We start from the raw sequence: 17783 nt of genomic DNA, 5'->3' as shown, positions 1-17783 counted from the left end.
ATATAAGAATATTGTCCACTATCTGAAGAAGTTATGACATTTTCTAATAGTTAAATTATACAATTTATTACAAGAAACATAAAGTATTACATAATAAAAAGACCGGTAGATATACTACCAGCCCTTATATTTTAGGGGGATTAAAATATACTCACATATTAGATTATATCCACATTAAACTAAATTAAACACTTTATATGATAGTTTAATTCTTTTATAGAAAAGATTGAAACTTATCAGCTTTATTCTTCTCAGCATACCTATAAACACGACAAGCGTGATCTCCCAGATACAACACAGGGCCAATTATTGAGTATTTTAAATGATTATTTTCATCCAAAAGATTTTCATCTAACTGTCTCCCTTTACTATTTACATCGGCGGAGCATGCTGCAAATAATAAGGTAAAACATAATAACATTGCTATTGAAAAGTTTTTCTTCATGAATTCTACCTCCACATGACTTATTTTTAAATAATAAAGAATATTTATGAGAAAATGGAGTTCTACGTTTCTTATCTACAAAAAATAAAAATTTTACTACCAAATTATTCCGAAATAACCTTTTTTGTATTATAATAGTGCTAGAATATACAATATTTCAAAAAGCTTACTAACATCGGAGGAACTAAAATGATTAAAAGCAAATTAATACTTATGCTGTGTGCTATAGGCATAACTTTTTCTCTATCAACTAAAGTATTAGCTTCAAACAATACTCAGCGTATCTGGGGTAATGATAGGTATGCTACTGCTATTGAAGTTTCTAAAAATGGTTGGACTAATGGTTCAGAATATGCTGTGTTAGCTAATGGTGAAAACTTTCCTGATGCCCTTAGTGCCGCTCCACTTGCTAAAAAATATAATGCACCTATACTATTAAATCCAGGTGCTACCTTAGACATCAGAGTTGAAAACGAGTTAAAAAGATTAGGGGTAAAGCAAGTATTTATTATTGGCGGTTCAGCAGTAGTACCTGATACTGTTAAAAATAAGCTTGAAAAACTTAACATTAAAACTACAAGACTTTGGGGACAAGATAGATATGAAACTTCAATTAAGATTGCAGAGCAATTAGGCTTTAATGGTCAAGTTGCAGTAGCAAATGGCGAAAATTTTCCTGACGCTTTATCTATATCACCTATTGCAGCCCAAAAGTCTATGCCAGTTATACTTACTCCATCAAACACTTTACCTAATGTTGTAGCTAAGTACATAAAAGACAATAAAATAAGCAAAAGTTATATTATAGGTGAAAATGATGTAGTAAACGATAAAATTGCAAGTAGCTTTCCTAACAGCGAAAGAATATGGGGAAGTAACAAATATGATACCAATATTGCAGTATTAAAAAGGTTTGAAAATGAATTGAATTTTAATAAAATTTATATAGCTAATGGTGAGAATTTCCCTGATGCTTTAGCAGGTTCAGCTATAGCAGCAAAAGATTCTACTTGTGTTTTATTATTAAGCGATCATGTTGGACAAGCAACTAAAGACTTTATGCGTTCAAATATAACTTCAAATTCCAATATTAATATACTCGGTGGAAATGCAGTAATGCCAAATGAACAAATAGATAATATATTATACGTTACAGGTAATGCTCCAGGCAATACTCAAGGCAATACTAATGGTAACTTATCATTTGGAGGAATAGCAGCAAAAGAAGGTCAGTGGATTTACTATACGGACGGATATGGCCGATTGTATAAATCTAAGGATGATGGAAGTTCTACTATAAAATTAATTGATATTCAAGAAGATGCTGCATCTCCCTCTAGAATATCAGATATAAATGTTTTAGGAGAATGGATTTATTATAATGAAGGCTATGACATAAATAAGATAAAAATTGATGGAACAAGTAAAACAAAAATAGACCAGGGATTCCTTCTAGCTGTTATTGGTAATACAGTTTACTATACGTCAACCGATCGTAATAGTTTATGTAAAGTAAATATTGATGGTTCAGAAAAAACTACTTTAAATGAAAAACTAGACAATAATATGCTTAGCTTAAATATATCTGGTGATTGGATTTATTATATAAATGTTTCAGATAATAATGAGATATATAAGATGAAACTTGATGGTTCAAATAAAATAAAAGTACGTGATGAGGCTGTTCAACAAATGATTATCGACAATGGTTTTATATATTACTCAGTAAATGGTGGAGTTTATAGAATGAAACCTGATAATTCAGATGTTGTTTGTATTGTTAATAATCATAACAATGGTGTAACCTTTAATGTTTCAGGTGATTGGATTTATTATACGATGGGAGAAGATAATTTATATAAAATAAAATCAGATGGTAGCGGTAATGTTAAAGTAGCAGATGTTAACGCATTTAAACTCACTCCCGGAACACGCAGTATATTTTTCCCTACCATTGTAGGAGATTGGATTTACTATGAATGTGATGTTCATACTCCAGGTGACGATTATTTTACATATAAGTGTAAAGTTAAAACAAATGGTTCTGAAAATAGCATTATAGATCCTAAATATAGATAATAATAAGAGGAATTAGTAAAATAAAAAACCTATGCTTTAATTAAATTTTAGCATAGGTTTTTATTATCCAATCATATAATCTTTTAAATTTTGAGGTGTTAATTCCATTTTTCTCAGTTACAACTAATTCTTTAGCTACTAAATATTACTGCCCATTTTTTCTGCACGAATAAGATAGTCAGTAGATAATATATCTCCTTTATTGAGTACCCCTGGAACAACTAACTGACCTCTATCTGTCCATTTTTGATAAGAGCAAATCAGTTTATATGTGGTAATAATACCGTCAAAGGCAGATTCATTATTTTCTTCTCCACAAATCAGAAGCATACTCTCTTTTATATTTAGTTTCTTTTCTCCAATTATAAATGAATACATTTTATCAATGATTGTCTTAAGTTGAGACGGAAACGTATACCAGTATAGTGGTGTTGCAAAAACGATTACATCTGCTTTTTCTATAAGAGGGGCAATATTATTAAAGTCACAATTGAATGAGCAAGGTGTTTCTTTACTATAGCAAGTATTACAAGCTATACACCCCTTAATATTTTTTTTACAAACATCACATTTTACTACTTCGTGTCCTGCTTCGGTTGCTCCTTTTATAAAGGCATCAGCCAATAAATCACTATTACCTCTAACTCTTGGGCTACCATTTAATACTAAAATATTTTTTTTCATAGTTCATTAATCCTTTCAAATTATTATAATTGACAACAATTAGAGTATAATTTACAATATAATATTAGTAAAGTACGCACATTAAGGTTATGTACTAGCTTGAAGGGAAGTGTAAAAATGTCCAAGGAAAGCTGCAATTCAACTGGTGTAAATATAAAAGATACTGATTTTGGATATACATTATCACTTATAAATGGTAAATATAAAATGATTATCATGTATTGGCTTGCTGAATATAAGTCAGTTATGAGATTTAATGAGCTTCAACGTTCTATTGGCACAATCTCATTTAAAGCCTTAAGTAAAACACTTAAAGAAATGGAAGATGACCAATTAATAATACGGGAAGAATATCCTCAAATTCCACCTAAAGTTGAATATAGTTTATCAGAACGTGGAAAATCACTCATACCTATTTTAGATATGATGTGTGCTTGGGGTGGGAAAAATCGTTTATAGCCTAAATGTTTCTCATATCTCATAACTGGAGTGCATTGTAATAACAAAAAAGAAGGATTGTTTCTCAACTAATTACTTAGTTTTGAAATATCCCTTCTTCTATTGATTATTGACCTATAACGCATTGAAAGTATCTTTGATGCATTATCTCATATCACTATTTGATTGCCTATATGGGCTACTTTTGATGGATACTTATATATTTATAGATTTGGTTTTCCACCCGCTTCATTTGAGGTAATGTTTAACCCAACAATCAAAAATTCTACTTCTTCAAGAGCTTTGGGACAATGTTCTACTCCCTTGGGAACAACAAACATTTCATCTTCAAACAGCTCAATGTTTTTATCTCTCAGTTGTATGGTCAATTGACCTTTGTAAAGAATAAATAATTCATCTTGATCCTCATGCATATGCCATTTTGTTTCACCTATTCCTTTAGCAAGTTTAAACAATTGCCCATTGGCCTCGCCGATTATTTTCTGAGACCAGTGTTCATTAATAGATGCAAGTTCTTTACGTATATTGACTTTATCCATGGCACTACCTCCTTTAAGTTTATGAATACACAATCGCATGTGTGAACCGTTAAAATCCAAGTTCTTCGTTCACCAACCAAACCTCCAAAGATCTCTGGTTTAAATTATTTTCAATCAGTACTGACACTTGGCACATACGTTCCGGACTACGACAGTCCTGACATTTACCAGTAATGCGACAAGGCAGATTTCGGTTCAATCGTTCAGCATTTTTGGGACATGCTACAGTCTTGATTCGTTCCAGAGCGGAAGAATAATCCGGTGCAAGTTTGTTTTTCCCAGCGATAATGATCACTCGGGGAGGCCCAAAGAATATGGATGCTGTTCGATTTCCTGTTCCATCAATATTCAATAATCTGCCATCTTCAATGACTGCGTTGCTGCTGGAAACATATACATCCGAATTCATGGCATCTTTCATCAGTTTCGGTAATTTCTCATCGGAAGCTCGCCAGTGCCAAAGTACGTGTTTTCCACTGTTCATTAGGGCTTCATATGCTCCTAATTCTTGAAGAGTCATTGAGCCGCCAAAAGCCGTCGTCTGATCATCTTTAATCGTCTCTAGCAATGCAATAAGTGCTTCTGAACGACTTGGAAATACCCTTGCACTGATTCCTCTCTTCTCAAACTGTTCGGCAACATGTATTAACTTATTCATATAAACCCTCCTCTTAATACGATGATATATTTGCAATTTATATATCTTATGCTATCATGGAGATATTAATTAGTAAAATTAATGATATTAATGATAACAATCGATAAATACGATTGATGATGAGGTGAAGTAATGGAATTACGTCAATTAAACACATTTGTTACCGTAGCTAAATTTAATAATTTTACAAAAGCTGCAGCCTACCTAGGCTATTCACAGTCCTCTGTAACCTCCCAAATACAATTGTTGGAAAAAGAATTAGAAGTTCACTTATTTGACCGAATAGGAAAAAATATATTTTTGACTCACGAGGGGGAGAAACTTCTGGCCTACTCCAAACAGATAATTAAACTTTACGATGAAGCGAAAAACTCCATAACTGCATCTAATGAACTAGAAGGAACCATAACTATCGGAGCAAGCGAATCACTCTGTACCTTAAGGTTGCCTCTTCTTTTCAAGGAATTCCACCAGCGATATCCTGCAGTTAAAATAATTCTAAAAATGGCAAGTTGTAATGAATCACAAACATTATTAAGAGAAAATGAAATTGATGTGGCTTTTGTAATTAGCTCGAAAATATGTACTTCCGAATTCATTTCAGACCTTGAATTTCCAGAACCTGCGGCTTTGCTGGCAATTCCAGGGCACTCGCTTTCTTTCAAACATCATATTTCTCCTGAAGATATAACCCCATACACTGTAATCCTTTCACAAAGGGGTTGCAGCTATCGTAGCACTTTTGAGAAAAACTTAGAAGAGGCTGGGGTTTTTCCTAAGTATATTATGGAAGCTGGCAGTATCCAGGCTATTAAACAACTTACCATAAGTGGTATAGGAATAACTTTGCTTCCTCGAATTGCAGTTGAAGATGAATTGAACAGGAATCTGTTAGTTGAACTTGATTGGGCGGGAACTAGTTTTGACTTGGTAACACAAATGCTTTATCACAAAGACAAGTGGGTTTCACCGGCATTAAAGGCTTTCCTGGATCTGGCAAAAGAAACAATGAATCATTAATATCTCGACTAAAGGAACTTGGCGTTGTAAAGAATAAACGCCTTATGGTAAATCCCACGGTAATAGAATGCAATATAGCCCGCTCTACGGATGCGGGCCGTTATACGAAGGCGTAAGAAAATATTTGGCAAGGCTCCTCGAGAGTTTACCACAGACCGGGGTTACTGCAAATCCAAGCTGGATGAAGAACTTTAAGTCATAATATTTTACAAGTATGAGCTTAATACCTTATAAAGTAATTGTAAAATTAATCCTTATATTTATGTTATAACAATCATCTACATATTACAACTTACAATGTTAAATAGTCTATCATCATAAAAATAAAAAACTCTGGGCCTTAAAGGCTTCCAGAGCACAATTTTCTGCTATTAATATTCCTAAACTTTTCAAATTTATTTTTTTAAATCTTCCTTTATTCTTTCCTCTGAATAATTTTCTCTCTTTATATCATTTAATCCTAAATTAACAGAACCATAAGCCAACATGGTATCTAGCTGCTTAGCTATTTCATATTGCTGTTCATTAGGTTTCTTTACATGTCTTCCTAGTTCCATATCTATCTCTGTCTCTTTATCAATCATAATAATACCTCACACAAAATTGCTGTATTTAAATTTTCATATATAATTTGTCCTAATATATATCTAAAAATACATATAACTTTTAATATTATATCTTTTTACTTCCGTTATTGTGTTATTTTTAATTTCTTAGGATCAATAATAATTTGAATCTCTATATCGGTAAATCTCTTATTTCAATTTCTGTACCTTCTGGTGCTTTAATTTTAAATAAATATCCACCTTCAACTTTATACACTATCTCTCCATTTTTAATCTTAAAATTTGTATATCCTAATTTTTTTATTCTATCAAATTCTTGTTGAACATTATCCACTAAAAAACACATATGTACTATTCCTTCATTTAATGGACTCCAATTTTTTAATTCATCTCCCTTTTTACCGGTCTGTAATTCAATCATGAATGTTCCTAATCTTAACCATGTATTAAAATCTCTTTTATGAAAATTTGCAGTTTCTGTAACTAATTCAAATCCTAAAATTTTAGTATAAAATTCAAGTGATTCCTCATATTTTTTTGTTTGAATACATACATGGTGCATCATTTTTATACTCATAATAACGTCTCCTTAAGTAACTTAATTGCAAAATATTGTTTCGTATTTATTTGTCATCCTTGTTAGGACACACCTCATTTACATAATCCCAATATTCTCCTGGGGTCAAGGTTTTTGGTTCAGTAATCATTTCTGCTACTTTTGCAAGTTCTTTGATTTTGTTACGAAGCATCGGTTGTAAACAACTAGGCACATGGTCTTGATTAACTCTATGTAAAAGTACACATTCAAAACACTTTCCATGCCACTCACACTTTATTTTAGGACATGTACAATGTCTATACTTTTCCGTTTTTATCATTTCTCTACATTCTTTTACCATTTCAAGATATTTTTCTTTTTTCTCTTGACTAATCTCAACACATTCCATAAAAATTACCTCCAAGAATATTAATTAATTTTGGCTTATGTATTTACATCTTAAAATATTTCTATCAATCATTTAAAAGCATTATAAAACTCTTTTAGCTCGGCTTTTACTTCTTCTGAAAGATTATGCCATCGAATTCCCTCTACTGCGCCTTCCAAAGCATATAACCTATTTATGCACGCCGAGTCATCGATACTTCTTATTCTCAACCAAGCTTGTTTACTTCCAATCTCAACTAATTGTTTTATCGTTTCTATTCCAACCTCATTTAGTTGTTGTTCAACTGTTTTTCCAATATTGGGCAAGGTAGACAATTCTCCCATAACATCATCCCTCCATTTATTTGCATATGCACACAATTATATACTTCATCATATTATACTATTGTTTTCTTTATGTTTTTTACCCCATTTGCACATTTCATTAATTATAGGAACTAGCGACAGACCTTTTTCAGACAAAGAATACTCTACTTTGGGAGGAATTTGAGGATATTCCTTACGTGTAACAATTCCATCATTCTCTAATTCTCTGAGTTGACCACTTAACATTTTATGCGTAATATAAGGTATATTTCGTTTTAGTTCGCCGTACCGTAATGTACATTCACAAGCCAATTCATAGATTATTTTCATTTTCCATTTACCACTAATAATAGCAAGGGTATATTCAAAAGGGGCTTGTTTACTACGACATAATGTATTCATCTAAGTTACACTCTCCTAACGGTAAGTATGCTACAAAAAAGTGCATACTTTCTTTTTGCTTCAAAGTTATTATAATAAAAAATGTAAAGAAAATAAATACCAAATATTACACATAAATTTATAGGGAGATGAAATCATAATGGAAATTTTAAATCCAATTAAAGTTAAAAACATCCGATTTAAAAATAAAGTGGTTATGGCTCCTATGGTTCCTTTCGGATTGCAGAGTGAATCCGGGATTATGGGAGAAGAAATGCTGCAGCATTATTTAAAAAGAGCAGATACTGGAATTGGACTTATTATTTCTCAGTCGCTTTCAGTAACAGCTAGAAAAACATTAGATGGTAGAGCAGGTGCATGTTCAGATTCACATATAGATTATCTAAGCACAATAGCAAAAACTTGTCATGATAATGGAACAAAATTTTTTGCACAGATTGCCTATCCTAGCATCGGTTATCAAAATGGTGATACTATTAATAACTTAACAGAAGAAGATATTTTAAAAATACAAAATGAATTTATTAATGCCGCTAAAATCTGTAAAAAAGCTGATTGTGATGGTATTGAGCTACATGGTGCACATGGTTTTTTTCTCAATATGGTTGCATCTCCCCTTTCAAACAATCGTAAAGATCAATATGGTGGAGATATAAATGAAAGATTATCTTTAGTAAAAAAAATCGTTGAGGGAATAAAAGAATTTGCTGACGATAATTTTATCATCTCTTATCGATTGGGATGGAATGATTGTTTGAACACCGATATCGAAACTGCTCATGCTTTAGAAAATATAGGTATAGAAATGCTTCATATTTCTTCTGGAATACCTAGTGACAGGAATCTTGAACTTCCCAAAGATTTTCAGTTTAATGAAGTCGTCTATACTGGTTGCCAAATTAAAAGAAATGTAAATATTCCTGTTACCGTTGTAAATGATATAAGAACATTAAACAGGGGTAATTACTTAATTGAAAACAAGTTGTGCGATTTTGTAGCCTATGGAACTCCATTTCTCGCAGACTCCCATTTTATGATAAAGTCTATGGAAAACTCAGATTATAAGTCCTGTCTTAGATGTAAAAATTGTCAGTGGTTTATAAATGGCGAGAAATGTCCAGTACAGATTAAAACAAAAGTACGTGAAGAATCATAAGATAATTTATTTTGATTTTAATAAAATAGCAAACATGGAGGTATAATTAATGAAAGTACTAGCAATTAACGGAAGCCCTAGAAAAGACAAGAATACTGCTATTCTTCTTAATAAAGCACTTGAAGGAGCAGCTTCACAAGGAGCTGAAACAGAGCTTATCCATCTTTACGACCAAAATTATAAAGGTTGTATTAGTTGTTTTGCTTGCAAAATGAAAAATGGCAAAAGTTATGGTAAGTGTGCTTTAAAAGATGATTTAACACCTATACTTGAAAAGGCTGCAAAGGCTGATGCCATTATTCTTGGATCTCCAATATACTTTGCATCAGTTACTGGAGCTATGAGATCTTTTTTAGAAAGGTTCATGTTTCAATATTTAGTTTATGATACTGATTATTCAAGCCTTTTTAGTAAAAAAATATCAACTGGATTCATTTATACTATGAATGTAACTAATGAACGAATGAAAGATTTAGGATATGAACAAGATTTTAAATCTTCAGAGATGGTTATGAAAAGACTCTTTGGTTCTTCTGAATCATTAATTGTCAACGACACATACCAGTTTGATGATTATTCAAAATATGTTGTAACAGCATTTGATGAAAAGGAAAAAGCAAAAGTTAGAAAAGAACAATTCCCTAAAGACTGTCAAAAGGCTTTTGATATGGGAGTAAAATTTGCTAAGCAAACTATTATATAGAACCTACTATATTACAAATAACATATAAAAGAGAGGTATTTATATATGAATTTTATAGAATTATCAAAGGAAAGATATTCTTTAAGAAGTTTTGATACTAAAAAAGTTGAACAAGAAAAGTTAGATTTAATTTTGAAAGCTGGACAATTAGCCCCTACTGCTGTAAATTATCAACCTCAAAGAATCTTAGTAATTGAAAGTGATGAGGCACTTGCTAAACTAAAAGATTGTACAGTTTATCACTTTAATGCACCTATGGCTTTACTCGTATGTGCTAACAAAGATGAAGCATGGAAGCGTACTTATGATGGAAAAGTCCATACTGACATTGATGCAAGTATTGTTGCTACACATATAATGCTGCAAGCTGCTGAACTTGGATTGGGTACAACATGGGTTGGTCATTTTGATCCAGCTGCTATTCGTAACGCTTTTAATATACCATCAAATCTTGAACCAGTATGCCTTTTCCCAGTAGGCTATCCAAGTAAAGATGCAAAACCTCATCCTAATCATACAAAAAGAAAAGATATTTCAGAAACTGTTTCTTATAACCATTTTTAATTTAATTTAATTAATAGACCAGTGCTATTTAAGCACTGGTTAGACTGTAGACGAAACCTTATAAGTCAATGTCTATGGTCTTTTTTATAGTAAAATATAATTAATTATAAATTTGAAAAAACTATCAATTAGAATTTTGATAGACTTTTATTGTTTAAATTTATAAGCAAAACTTCTATTAGACTCAATAAAAAGTTAATAGGAGTTTTTTTATTAGTCTAAAAATGATACTATTAACATTCCAACAATCATATTTATTACATTCCCTATCGTAGACATTCCTCCTTTCCACGTATCACGAGTAATCCCTACCATAGCTATGTAAATGCTTCCAGCTTCAAAAGGTTCAGGTAATAAATCAAAGCACACAATTGCAAGTATCAAACCTCCAATAAATCTTAACGTAATCCCTTTAAATTTTCTTCCTCAACGTTTCATAAAAAAACGGACTGTTCTTTTTTATGAAAAATTTTCTTATTTAATTGACAAAATTAGAATGTTTGCATATAATGAATACATGAACATATGAATCATTATTCATATGTTCATGTATTTGAATAGTGAGGCAGTAAATTATGAAAGATAGAAATAATATTGAAAATTGTAACTGTACAATAATTCACGAGGATGTAGTTATTAAAGTCAAAGAATGTATACCTCAAGAGGAAATACTTTATGACTTAGCTGATTTATTTAAGATATTTGGTGATACAACAAGGATAAAGATATTATGTGCCTTGTTTCAAGCTGAAATGTGTGTTTGTGATATAGCCGCACTACTAGGAATGACCCAATCATCTATTTCACACCAGCTAAGGGTTTTGAAACAAGCAAGACTTGTAAAGTATAGAAAAGAAGGCAAAGTAGTCTATTATTCTTTAGAAGACGAACACGTTAAAAGTATATTTGACCAAGGCCTAATTCATATATCTGAAAAAAACTAAACTACTATTGGGGGGATAAAAACTATGAACAAAACAATTAAAAAGATTAGTAAAAATACTTTAAATTTATCAGCTAAAGATATTGGCAAAAAGAATACTAATGTTAAATCACAGAAATTTAAAAATATTAAAAAGGAGTTTATTCTTCAAGGATTAGATTGTGCTCACTGCGCATCTAAGATAGAGGGAAAGGTTAGTAAAATTAAAGGAATAAGTTCAGCTAATGTAAACTTCCTAACTAAAACTCTGACTTTAGAAATTGAAGAAATAAATAGAGTACAAGAATTAATTGCAGCAACATCCGAGGAAATTCAAAAAATAGAATCTCATGTAAAAATAAAAGAAAAACAATCAGAAAAAGTTTTGAAAAAAGAAATACTACTTGAAGGTTTATGTTGTGGCAATTGTGCTGCAAAGATAGAAAGAGAATCAAATAATATAGATGGTGTAAAATTAGCTGTAGTGGATTTTATATCTACAAAGCTTATCTTGGAAATAGACAACCTATCGAAGCAAAATGATATTATAGAAAGAGTAAAGGAAATAGTTAAAAGAATAGAACCTGATGTTAAAGTAATTGAACTTGAAAATAAAAGCAAGACATCAGAAAATAAAGCTCATGATCATGGACATGAACATGGTGAAAGCAATAAAAGAGAAATAATTAGGTTAGTTGTTGGTGCTACAATTTTTGGAATAGCAACAGCTATAAAGTTTTCAAATTCTATAGAACTAATACTCTACCTAATAAGCTATGCACTTGTAGGTGGAGAAGTAGTGTTAAGAGCATTAAAAAATATACGCAGAGGACAAGTGTTTGATGAAAACTTTCTTATGAGTATAGCAACTATTGGTGCTTTTGCTATTGGACAGTATCCAGAAGGTGTAGCTGTTATGCTTTTCTATCAATTAGGAGAAATATTTCAAGGGATAGCAGTTAATCGTTCAAGAAAATCTATTACAGCTCTTATGGATATAAGACCTGATTTTGCTAACTTAAAGATAGGTGGCGATCTTAAAAAAGTGTCACCAGAAGAAGTTACTGTAGGTAATATTATAGTAGTAAAACCTGGAGAAAGAGTTCCATTAGATGGTAAAGTAATTGATGGAAATTCAATGCTAGACACTTCTGCTCTAACTGGCGAGTCAGTTCCTAGAGAAGTAGGTGTAGGAGATAATATCTTAGGTGGAGTTATTAACAAAAATGGACTTTTAACAATTGAAGTAGAAAAGGAATTTGGAGATTCTACTATCGCAAAGATACTAGATTTAGTTCAAAATGCAAGTAGCAAAAAAGCTCCAACCGAGAACTTTATAACAAAATTCGCCAGATACTATACACCCGCTGTTGTTTTCTCAGCAGTAGCATTAGCTATACTACCACCGTTATTTATAGAAGGCGCTACTTTCTCTCAATGGATATATAGAGCACTAGCATTTTTAGTAGTATCTTGTCCTTGTGCTTTAGTTATATCTATACCACTTGGTTTCTTTGGAGGAATTGGTGGAGCTTCAAAAAATGGAATACTTGTTAAAGGTGGTAACTATTTAGAAGCTTTAAACAATGTTGAAGTGGTCGTTTTTGATAAAACAGGAACACTTACAAAAGGCATATTTAAGGTAACTGAAGTAAAATCACAAAATAACATCTCAAAAGATGAACTTATAGCTTATGCAGCCTATGCAGAAAGTTATTCTAATCACCCAATAGCAACTTCTATATTAAATGCTTATGGTAAAGAAATAGTTAAGGACTCATTAGAAAACTATGAAGAAATATCAGGGCACGGCGTAAAAGTTGTGGTTAAAGGTAAAGAAGTATTAGCTGGTAATTATAAACTAATGACTAAAGAAAAGATAGCTTATGAGCAAGTTGAAACTATAGGTACTGTAGTCCATGTTGCTGTAGATAAAGAATACGCAGGATATATCGTAATATCAGACGAAGTTAAAGAGGATTCAGCAAAAGCAATTAAAGTTTTAAAGTCTATTGGCATTAAGAAAACAGTAATGTTAACAGGTGATAATAAAACTGTTGGGACTAAAGTTGCTGAACAATTAGGATTAGATGAAGTTCATTCTGAACTGCTGCCAGATCAAAAGGTTGAAAAAGTAGAATTATTGGATAAAGAAAAATCGCCAAAAGGTAAGCTAATATTTGTAGGCGATGGAATAAATGATGCTCCAGTTCTGGCAAGAGCCGATATAGGCATAGCAATGGGTGGAGTAGGTTCTGATGCCGCAATTGAAGCTGCTGATGTAGTTATAATGACTGATGAGCCTTCAAAGATTGCTTCAGCTATAAAAATAGCAAAGAAGACAAGAACTATAGTAATGCAAAATATATTCTTTGCTTTAGGCATTAAACTTATCTTATTAGTTCTTGTAGCCTTAGGTTTGGGAACTATGTGGGAAGCAGTGTTTGGTGATGTTGGAGTAACACTACTTGCTGTATTAAATTCTATGAGAGCTATGAAAACAGAAAATATATAATTATATTTGGTTAGGAGAACTATCAGAACATCTGATAGTCTCTCCCATTTGTCTTCAAACTCGCCGCATCATTGAAATGATTAGGCTCCATTCTATTTGTTTCTTATAGTGCTTTTTCCATATGCAATATTGGATAAGGTCTTCCATCATCATCTGTTGGAGATTCAGATACTACTTTAAATCCTTTGTGTAAATAAAAGTCTTTTGCCTTTGGATTGTCCTTATTTACATCTAGTGATAAGAAGTCGTACTTTTCCATCATATAATCAAATAAGCCGCTTCCAATTCCTCTTCCAATGGAATCTGGATGTAAAAACAACATATTTAAATTGTTGTCTTTTACATTTGCAAATCCCAGTATACTTTTTAGCTCTGTATCATAAGCTACTTCGATTACAACTTTATCTAGATAGTCTCTCAATTGTAGTTTTATTTCATTAAAATCTTGTTCTTTCAAAAAATCATGTGTAGCTTTTACTGATTCTTTCCATACTTCAAAAACTTCGTCTATTTCATTTATATTTGCTATTCTATACTCTATCATATTAAATTCTCCTTTTTCGTTATTATAACATCACCTTCCTCTCAAAATAATCAGAAATTACTTTTCGTGTTTTCAACCATTCTATTGAAAAGGTCATTGTCCACACCTCTCATTCATACTCTTATTAAATTATTTTACCACAAAAACATTCTATAGTTTTTTGTAACAATCTATAATTAAAATAGTCTTTCTCTTTTGTCTCCAATCTGAATAAGTGCTATTTAAGCACTGGTTCAGATTGAAGACTAATATACCTTGTCTACATTATATCCTTCTTCATTTAAAGCCTTAACTATATCCTCTATATGTTCGTGTCCATTAGTTTCTACTGTAACTTCTAAAACAACATGTTTTAATCTATCAATAGCTTTAAATTGATTGTGGTCTAACTTTATTACATTGGCTCCTTTTTCAGCTAGAATCTTAGATATTTTAAGTAATTGCCCTGGTGTATCTTGAAGTTTAACTGAGAAACAGAATATTCTGCCTCGTGAAAGCAGTCCATGATTTAAAAGTGATGCTATTGTTACTACATCTATGTTTCCTCCACTTATTAAGGAAACTACCTTCTTACCTTTAAAGTCTAATCTCTTTAAAGCCGCTAAAGACATTACTCCTGTTGCCTCTGCTACGAGTTTATGTTTTTCTAACAGAATGAAGACGGCCTCCATAAGCTCTTGATCACTTACAGTAACAATTTGATCTACATGTTTTTTTATTACTTCAAAAGTAATATCTCCTGGTTTTTTCACTGCTGCTCCATCAGCAATGGTGTCTACAGTATCTACATATGTGAGCTTGCCGCTGTCAAAGGAGAGCTTCATAGGGTTTGCTCCTTCTGCCTGAACTCCTATTACTTTTATATTTGGATTAATAGCTTTAGCAGCTACTGATATACCGCTTATTAATCCGCCCCCTCCTATTGGCACCAATATAGCGTCCACATCTTCCAATTCTTCTATAACTTCAAGTGCTATTGTTCCCTGTCCTGCCATTATATCCACATCATTAAAAGGGTGAACAAAGGTGTAACCATTTTCCTCTTCTAATCTCTTAGCTTCCTCATAAGCTTCATCATAAACTTTTCCTTTTAGAACTACGTCAACACCATAGCTTTTAGTAGCTTGTACCTTTATTAACGGCGTAGTTTCAGGCATAACAATTGTTGCCTTAATTCCGAGTTTGCTTGCTGAATAAGCAACTCCCTGTGCGTGATTTCCAGCGGATGAAGCTATTAAGCCTTTTCTTTTTTGCTCCTCGCTTAACTTACTTACCTTGTTCAGTGCCCCTCTTAGCTTAAATGCCCCTGTAACCTGAAGATTTTCTGGTTTTATATAAACTTCATTTCCACTTTCTCTACTAAACTCGGAACTATATATCAATTTAGTATTTACACATATATCCTTTATTCTCTCCCTAGCCTCTAGCACATCCTTTAAAGTCAAATATTCTCTATCTGCTGCCAAACTTTCTTTCATGGTTTTTAAATCTCCCTTCTTGCTATTATTCTTAATTTTTCACTTAAAATATTTTGTTTTGCCCCAATTTTATAAAAAATAGCCCTCCTTATCTTATTGTTGAAAATAAAAAAATCTTTCATCCTCATAAGCATAATTTTTCTTACACTTATAAGGACGAAAGATTAACTTCCGTGGTACCACCTTATTTGCAATTAGATATACTAATTGCCACTCTTTATCAGGTCGACTCTGAACAATAAATATTATTCATCATGAACCCTAACCATATATCGCTGGTAAACGTCCTAATTTACTTAACCTAAGTCTTTCAATTCGGGGGCTCCGGAGTGATCATTGCATATTCACATCAACACTAACTTCCACCTAATGTTAGCTCTCTGTAGTTAACATAAGGAATACTTTTTTCTCCATCTCAGCCTTTTTAGTATTAAATTATTAATTATTCACATGTTTAGTTGATAATTTTTAAATAATTATATTTTAATTATTTAAATCTGTCAACAACTTTTTTAACTTAAATTTTCAATTCTAATTACATTCTCAACTTTATTTACTTCTTCTAATTCCTTTATATTTTCTAAAGACTTATTAACATTACCTTCAAGAGTTTCATGGGTAACAATAACTATATATACAAACTCTCCTTTTTTAGGCTTTTGTATAAAGGATAAAATGCTTACTTCATTTTTACCAAGAATAGTAGCAATTTTCCCCAAAACTCCTGGAAGATCCTTTACTGAAATTCTTAAATAATATTGAGATTTAAAACTTTCTACAGGAGCTACTTCTTTATCTGTGTAATTCCTAACTAAAACATTTGATCCTTCAGTATCGTTTCTCAAAACCGATATAATATCTCCAACTACAGCGCTACCTGTAGGCAGTTCTCCCGCTCCTCTTCCATAGAGCATTAAGTCTCCTACAGCATCTCCTTTAATGAAAATAGCATTAAAGGAATCATTAACATTTGCTAAAGGATGAATAGCTGGAAGCATTGTAGGATGCACTCTAAGCTCCAACTTGCCCTTTACTTCCTTAACTATTGCCAGAAGTTTTATAACATATCCAAGTTCTTTACCATATTCAATATCAATAGCCTTTATTTTAGTTATTCCCTCTGCATATATATCATTTACGTCTACTTCTGTTTCAAAGGCTAGTGTAGATAAAATGGCTAATTTATAAACAGCATCATAACCTTCTACATCAGAGGTTGGATCTGCCTCAGCATATCCCTTTTCCTGTGCTTCCTTTAGTGCTTCTTCAAAACTCATATTTTCTAAAGTCATTTTAGTTAGTATATAGTTTGTAGTTCCATTTATTATACCAACAACCTCTTGTATTTTGTTTGCAGTTAAACTTTCATTTATGCCATTGATTATAGGAATTCCACCAGCTACACTAGCTTCAAAGTTCACAATAACTCCATTTTCCTCTGCTTCTTTAAAGATTTGCTGACCGTTAGTTGCAATAAGCATTTTATTAGCAGTTACCACATGCATCTTTCTTCTTATAGCATTTAGTACATACTCCTTTGCAGGCTCTATTCCTCCCATAACCTCTACCACAATTTTTATGCTATCGTCATTAAATATCTCATCAGCATTTGTAGTTAAAAGTTCTTCTGGAACATCTACAGTTCTCTTTTTATTTATATCTCTAACCAATATCTTTGCTATCTCAATATCGTAACCTGATCTTTTCATTATGGCTTCTCTATTAGAATTTAATATATTCCAAACGCCCTTACCTACATTTCCTAAACCTAATAATGCTATTCTAACCTTTTTCATA

Annotated in this window: 21 protein-coding genes and 1 other annotated feature; of the genes, 8 read left to right on the top strand and 13 right to left on the bottom strand. The window is 31.9% G+C overall.

Annotated elements, in window-relative coordinates; all coding sequences use genetic code 11:
* Nucleotides 1-214: 214 nt before the first annotated feature.
* Nucleotides 215-445, bottom strand: a complete 231-nt coding sequence (locus ACZ5N4_RS05755; RefSeq protein WP_464207977.1) for a hypothetical protein — start codon at nucleotides 443-445, stop codon at nucleotides 215-217.
* A 189-nt stretch (nucleotides 446-634) separates the two neighbouring features.
* On the opposite strand from ACZ5N4_RS05755, the gene ACZ5N4_RS05750 reads away from it, so the two are divergent.
* Nucleotides 635-2524 carry a cell wall-binding repeat-containing protein gene (locus ACZ5N4_RS05750; protein ID WP_464207975.1) on the top strand — a complete coding sequence of 630 codons (1890 nt, stop codon included), beginning with the start codon at nucleotides 635-637 and terminating at the stop codon, nucleotides 2522-2524.
* Nucleotides 2525-2662: 138 nt separating this feature from the next.
* On the opposite strand, the gene ACZ5N4_RS05745 is transcribed toward ACZ5N4_RS05750, so the two are convergent.
* Nucleotides 2663-3208: a flavodoxin family protein gene (locus tag ACZ5N4_RS05745; RefSeq protein ID WP_464207973.1), complete on the bottom strand. Its 546-nt coding sequence runs from the start codon at nucleotides 3206-3208 to the stop codon at nucleotides 2663-2665.
* 117 nt (nucleotides 3209-3325) lie between these two features.
* Here ACZ5N4_RS05745 and ACZ5N4_RS05740 point away from each other — a divergent pair, with 117 nt between their 5' ends.
* Nucleotides 3326-3667 carry a winged helix-turn-helix transcriptional regulator gene (locus tag ACZ5N4_RS05740; protein ID WP_464207971.1) on the top strand — a complete coding sequence of 114 codons (342 nt, stop codon included), beginning with the start codon at nucleotides 3326-3328 and terminating at the stop codon, nucleotides 3665-3667.
* A gap of 203 nt (nucleotides 3668-3870) precedes the next feature.
* On the opposite strand, the gene ACZ5N4_RS05735 is transcribed toward ACZ5N4_RS05740, so the two are convergent.
* Both ACZ5N4_RS05735 and ACZ5N4_RS05730 read right to left on the bottom strand, forming a co-directional pair.
* Nucleotides 3871-4206, bottom strand: a complete 336-nt coding sequence (locus ACZ5N4_RS05735) for a cupin domain-containing protein (protein ID WP_464207970.1) — start codon at nucleotides 4204-4206, stop codon at nucleotides 3871-3873.
* Nucleotides 4207-4255: 49 nt separating this feature from the next.
* Nucleotides 4256-4864 (bottom strand): lactate utilization protein, encoded by a 609-nt coding sequence (locus tag ACZ5N4_RS05730; RefSeq protein WP_464207968.1) that lies wholly within the window; start codon nucleotides 4862-4864, stop codon nucleotides 4256-4258.
* A 132-nt stretch (nucleotides 4865-4996) separates the two neighbouring features.
* On the opposite strand from ACZ5N4_RS05730, the gene ACZ5N4_RS05725 reads away from it, so the two are divergent.
* Nucleotides 4997-5884, top strand: a complete 888-nt coding sequence (locus ACZ5N4_RS05725; RefSeq protein WP_464207966.1) for a LysR family transcriptional regulator — start codon at nucleotides 4997-4999, stop codon at nucleotides 5882-5884.
* Between the two features lie 395 nt (nucleotides 5885-6279).
* Here ACZ5N4_RS05725 and ACZ5N4_RS05720 read toward each other — a convergent pair whose 3' ends face one another.
* The 5 genes from ACZ5N4_RS05720 to ACZ5N4_RS05700 form a co-directional block, all read right to left on the bottom strand.
* The gene (locus ACZ5N4_RS05720) at nucleotides 6280-6468 is read right to left on the bottom strand and encodes a hypothetical protein (RefSeq protein WP_464207964.1); all 189 of its coding nucleotides are present in this window, start codon (nucleotides 6466-6468) and stop codon (nucleotides 6280-6282) included.
* 154 nt (nucleotides 6469-6622) lie between these two features.
* Nucleotides 6623-7027: a VOC family protein gene (locus ACZ5N4_RS05715; protein ID WP_464207962.1), complete on the bottom strand. Its 405-nt coding sequence runs from the start codon at nucleotides 7025-7027 to the stop codon at nucleotides 6623-6625.
* A 46-nt stretch (nucleotides 7028-7073) separates the two neighbouring features.
* Nucleotides 7074-7397: a hypothetical protein gene (locus ACZ5N4_RS05710; protein WP_464207960.1), complete on the bottom strand. Its 324-nt coding sequence runs from the start codon at nucleotides 7395-7397 to the stop codon at nucleotides 7074-7076.
* Between the two features lie 68 nt (nucleotides 7398-7465).
* Nucleotides 7466-7720: a TfoX/Sxy family protein gene (locus ACZ5N4_RS05705; RefSeq protein WP_464207958.1), complete on the bottom strand. Its 255-nt coding sequence runs from the start codon at nucleotides 7718-7720 to the stop codon at nucleotides 7466-7468.
* Nucleotides 7721-7768: 48 nt separating this feature from the next.
* Nucleotides 7769-8104, bottom strand: a complete 336-nt coding sequence (locus ACZ5N4_RS05700; protein ID WP_464207956.1) for a winged helix-turn-helix transcriptional regulator — start codon at nucleotides 8102-8104, stop codon at nucleotides 7769-7771.
* A 139-nt stretch (nucleotides 8105-8243) separates the two neighbouring features.
* Between ACZ5N4_RS05700 and ACZ5N4_RS05695 the strand changes: the two genes are divergently transcribed.
* The 3 genes from ACZ5N4_RS05695 to ACZ5N4_RS05685 are packed head-to-tail and all read left to right on the top strand — an operon-like array spanning nucleotide 8244 to nucleotide 10527.
* Nucleotides 8244-9260 (top strand): oxidoreductase, encoded by a 1017-nt coding sequence (locus tag ACZ5N4_RS05695; RefSeq protein ID WP_464207955.1) that lies wholly within the window; start codon nucleotides 8244-8246, stop codon nucleotides 9258-9260.
* A gap of 49 nt (nucleotides 9261-9309) precedes the next feature.
* Nucleotides 9310-9963, top strand: coding sequence for a flavodoxin family protein (locus ACZ5N4_RS05690; RefSeq protein WP_464207953.1), 654 nt, complete (start codon nucleotides 9310-9312; stop codon nucleotides 9961-9963).
* A 45-nt stretch (nucleotides 9964-10008) separates the two neighbouring features.
* Nucleotides 10009-10527 carry a nitroreductase family protein gene (locus tag ACZ5N4_RS05685; protein ID WP_464207951.1) on the top strand — a complete coding sequence of 173 codons (519 nt, stop codon included), beginning with the start codon at nucleotides 10009-10011 and terminating at the stop codon, nucleotides 10525-10527.
* Nucleotides 10528-10740: 213 nt separating this feature from the next.
* On the opposite strand, the gene ACZ5N4_RS05680 is transcribed toward ACZ5N4_RS05685, so the two are convergent.
* A complete protein-coding gene (locus ACZ5N4_RS05680; RefSeq protein ID WP_464207949.1) occupies nucleotides 10741-10911 on the bottom strand; it encodes a hypothetical protein in 171 nt (56 codons plus the stop codon).
* 191 nt (nucleotides 10912-11102) lie between these two features.
* Here ACZ5N4_RS05680 and ACZ5N4_RS05675 point away from each other — a divergent pair, with 191 nt between their 5' ends.
* Together ACZ5N4_RS05675 and ACZ5N4_RS05670 are read left to right on the top strand one after the other, a co-directional pair.
* Complete coding sequence (locus tag ACZ5N4_RS05675; RefSeq protein WP_464207947.1) at nucleotides 11103-11471, top strand: ArsR/SmtB family transcription factor; 369 nt, start codon at nucleotides 11103-11105, stop codon at nucleotides 11469-11471.
* 24 nt (nucleotides 11472-11495) lie between these two features.
* Nucleotides 11496-13964: a heavy metal translocating P-type ATPase gene (locus ACZ5N4_RS05670; protein ID WP_464207945.1), complete on the top strand. Its 2469-nt coding sequence runs from the start codon at nucleotides 11496-11498 to the stop codon at nucleotides 13962-13964.
* Nucleotides 13965-14067: 103 nt separating this feature from the next.
* On the opposite strand, the gene ACZ5N4_RS05665 is transcribed toward ACZ5N4_RS05670, so the two are convergent.
* The 3 genes from ACZ5N4_RS05665 to ACZ5N4_RS05655 form a co-directional block, all read right to left on the bottom strand.
* Nucleotides 14068-14508 carry a GNAT family N-acetyltransferase gene (locus tag ACZ5N4_RS05665; protein ID WP_464207943.1) on the bottom strand — a complete coding sequence of 147 codons (441 nt, stop codon included), beginning with the start codon at nucleotides 14506-14508 and terminating at the stop codon, nucleotides 14068-14070.
* Nucleotides 14509-14753: 245 nt separating this feature from the next.
* On the bottom strand, nucleotides 14754-15986 hold the full coding sequence (ilvA, locus tag ACZ5N4_RS05660) for a threonine ammonia-lyase (protein WP_464207941.1): 1233 nt from the start codon (nucleotides 15984-15986) through the stop codon (nucleotides 14754-14756).
* A gap of 149 nt (nucleotides 15987-16135) precedes the next feature.
* Nucleotides 16136-16412: a binding site (T-box leader), on the bottom strand.
* A gap of 86 nt (nucleotides 16413-16498) precedes the next feature.
* The gene (locus ACZ5N4_RS05655) at nucleotides 16499-17782 is read right to left on the bottom strand and encodes a homoserine dehydrogenase (RefSeq protein WP_464207939.1); all 1284 of its coding nucleotides are present in this window, start codon (nucleotides 17780-17782) and stop codon (nucleotides 16499-16501) included.
* Nucleotide 17783: the final 1 nt, after the last annotated feature.

The organism is Clostridium nitrophenolicum (assembly GCF_055391695.1).
This window is presented reverse-complemented; position numbering and strand designations above follow the sequence as displayed.

What these genes read in the sequence shown, in the direction of transcription:
- ACZ5N4_RS05750 (WP_464207975.1), top strand. Translation starts at nt 635, where the DNA reads ATGATTAAAAGCAAATTAATACTTATGCTGTGTGCTATAGGCATAACT.
- ACZ5N4_RS05755 (WP_464207977.1), bottom strand. Translation starts at nt 445, where the DNA reads ATGAAGAAAAACTTTTCAATAGCAATGTTATTATGTTTTACCTTATTA.
- ACZ5N4_RS05715 (WP_464207962.1), bottom strand. Translation starts at nt 7,027, where the DNA reads ATGAGTATAAAAATGATGCACCATGTATGTATTCAAACAAAAAAATAT.
- ACZ5N4_RS05740 (WP_464207971.1), top strand. Translation starts at nt 3,326, where the DNA reads ATGTCCAAGGAAAGCTGCAATTCAACTGGTGTAAATATAAAAGATACT.
- ACZ5N4_RS05655 (WP_464207939.1), bottom strand. Translation starts at nt 17,782, where the DNA reads ATGAAAAAGGTTAGAATAGCATTATTAGGTTTAGGAAATGTAGGTAAG.
- ACZ5N4_RS05720 (WP_464207964.1), bottom strand. Translation starts at nt 6,468, where the DNA reads ATGATTGATAAAGAGACAGAGATAGATATGGAACTAGGAAGACATGTA.
- ACZ5N4_RS05710 (WP_464207960.1), bottom strand. Translation starts at nt 7,397, where the DNA reads ATGGAATGTGTTGAGATTAGTCAAGAGAAAAAAGAAAAATATCTTGAA.
- ACZ5N4_RS05695 (WP_464207955.1), top strand. Translation starts at nt 8,244, where the DNA reads ATGGAAATTTTAAATCCAATTAAAGTTAAAAACATCCGATTTAAAAAT.
- ACZ5N4_RS05735 (WP_464207970.1), bottom strand. Translation starts at nt 4,206, where the DNA reads ATGGATAAAGTCAATATACGTAAAGAACTTGCATCTATTAATGAACAC.
- ACZ5N4_RS05745 (WP_464207973.1), bottom strand. Translation starts at nt 3,208, where the DNA reads ATGAAAAAAAATATTTTAGTATTAAATGGTAGCCCAAGAGTTAGAGGT.
- ACZ5N4_RS05700 (WP_464207956.1), bottom strand. Translation starts at nt 8,104, where the DNA reads ATGAATACATTATGTCGTAGTAAACAAGCCCCTTTTGAATATACCCTT.
- ACZ5N4_RS05670 (WP_464207945.1), top strand. Translation starts at nt 11,496, where the DNA reads ATGAACAAAACAATTAAAAAGATTAGTAAAAATACTTTAAATTTATCA.
- ilvA (WP_464207941.1), bottom strand. Translation starts at nt 15,986, where the DNA reads ATGAAAGAAAGTTTGGCAGCAGATAGAGAATATTTGACTTTAAAGGAT.
- ACZ5N4_RS05675 (WP_464207947.1), top strand. Translation starts at nt 11,103, where the DNA reads ATGAAAGATAGAAATAATATTGAAAATTGTAACTGTACAATAATTCAC.
- ACZ5N4_RS05725 (WP_464207966.1), top strand. Translation starts at nt 4,997, where the DNA reads ATGGAATTACGTCAATTAAACACATTTGTTACCGTAGCTAAATTTAAT.
- ACZ5N4_RS05685 (WP_464207951.1), top strand. Translation starts at nt 10,009, where the DNA reads ATGAATTTTATAGAATTATCAAAGGAAAGATATTCTTTAAGAAGTTTT.
- ACZ5N4_RS05705 (WP_464207958.1), bottom strand. Translation starts at nt 7,720, where the DNA reads ATGGGAGAATTGTCTACCTTGCCCAATATTGGAAAAACAGTTGAACAA.
- ACZ5N4_RS05690 (WP_464207953.1), top strand. Translation starts at nt 9,310, where the DNA reads ATGAAAGTACTAGCAATTAACGGAAGCCCTAGAAAAGACAAGAATACT.
- ACZ5N4_RS05665 (WP_464207943.1), bottom strand. Translation starts at nt 14,508, where the DNA reads ATGATAGAGTATAGAATAGCAAATATAAATGAAATAGACGAAGTTTTT.
- ACZ5N4_RS05730 (WP_464207968.1), bottom strand. Translation starts at nt 4,864, where the DNA reads ATGAATAAGTTAATACATGTTGCCGAACAGTTTGAGAAGAGAGGAATC.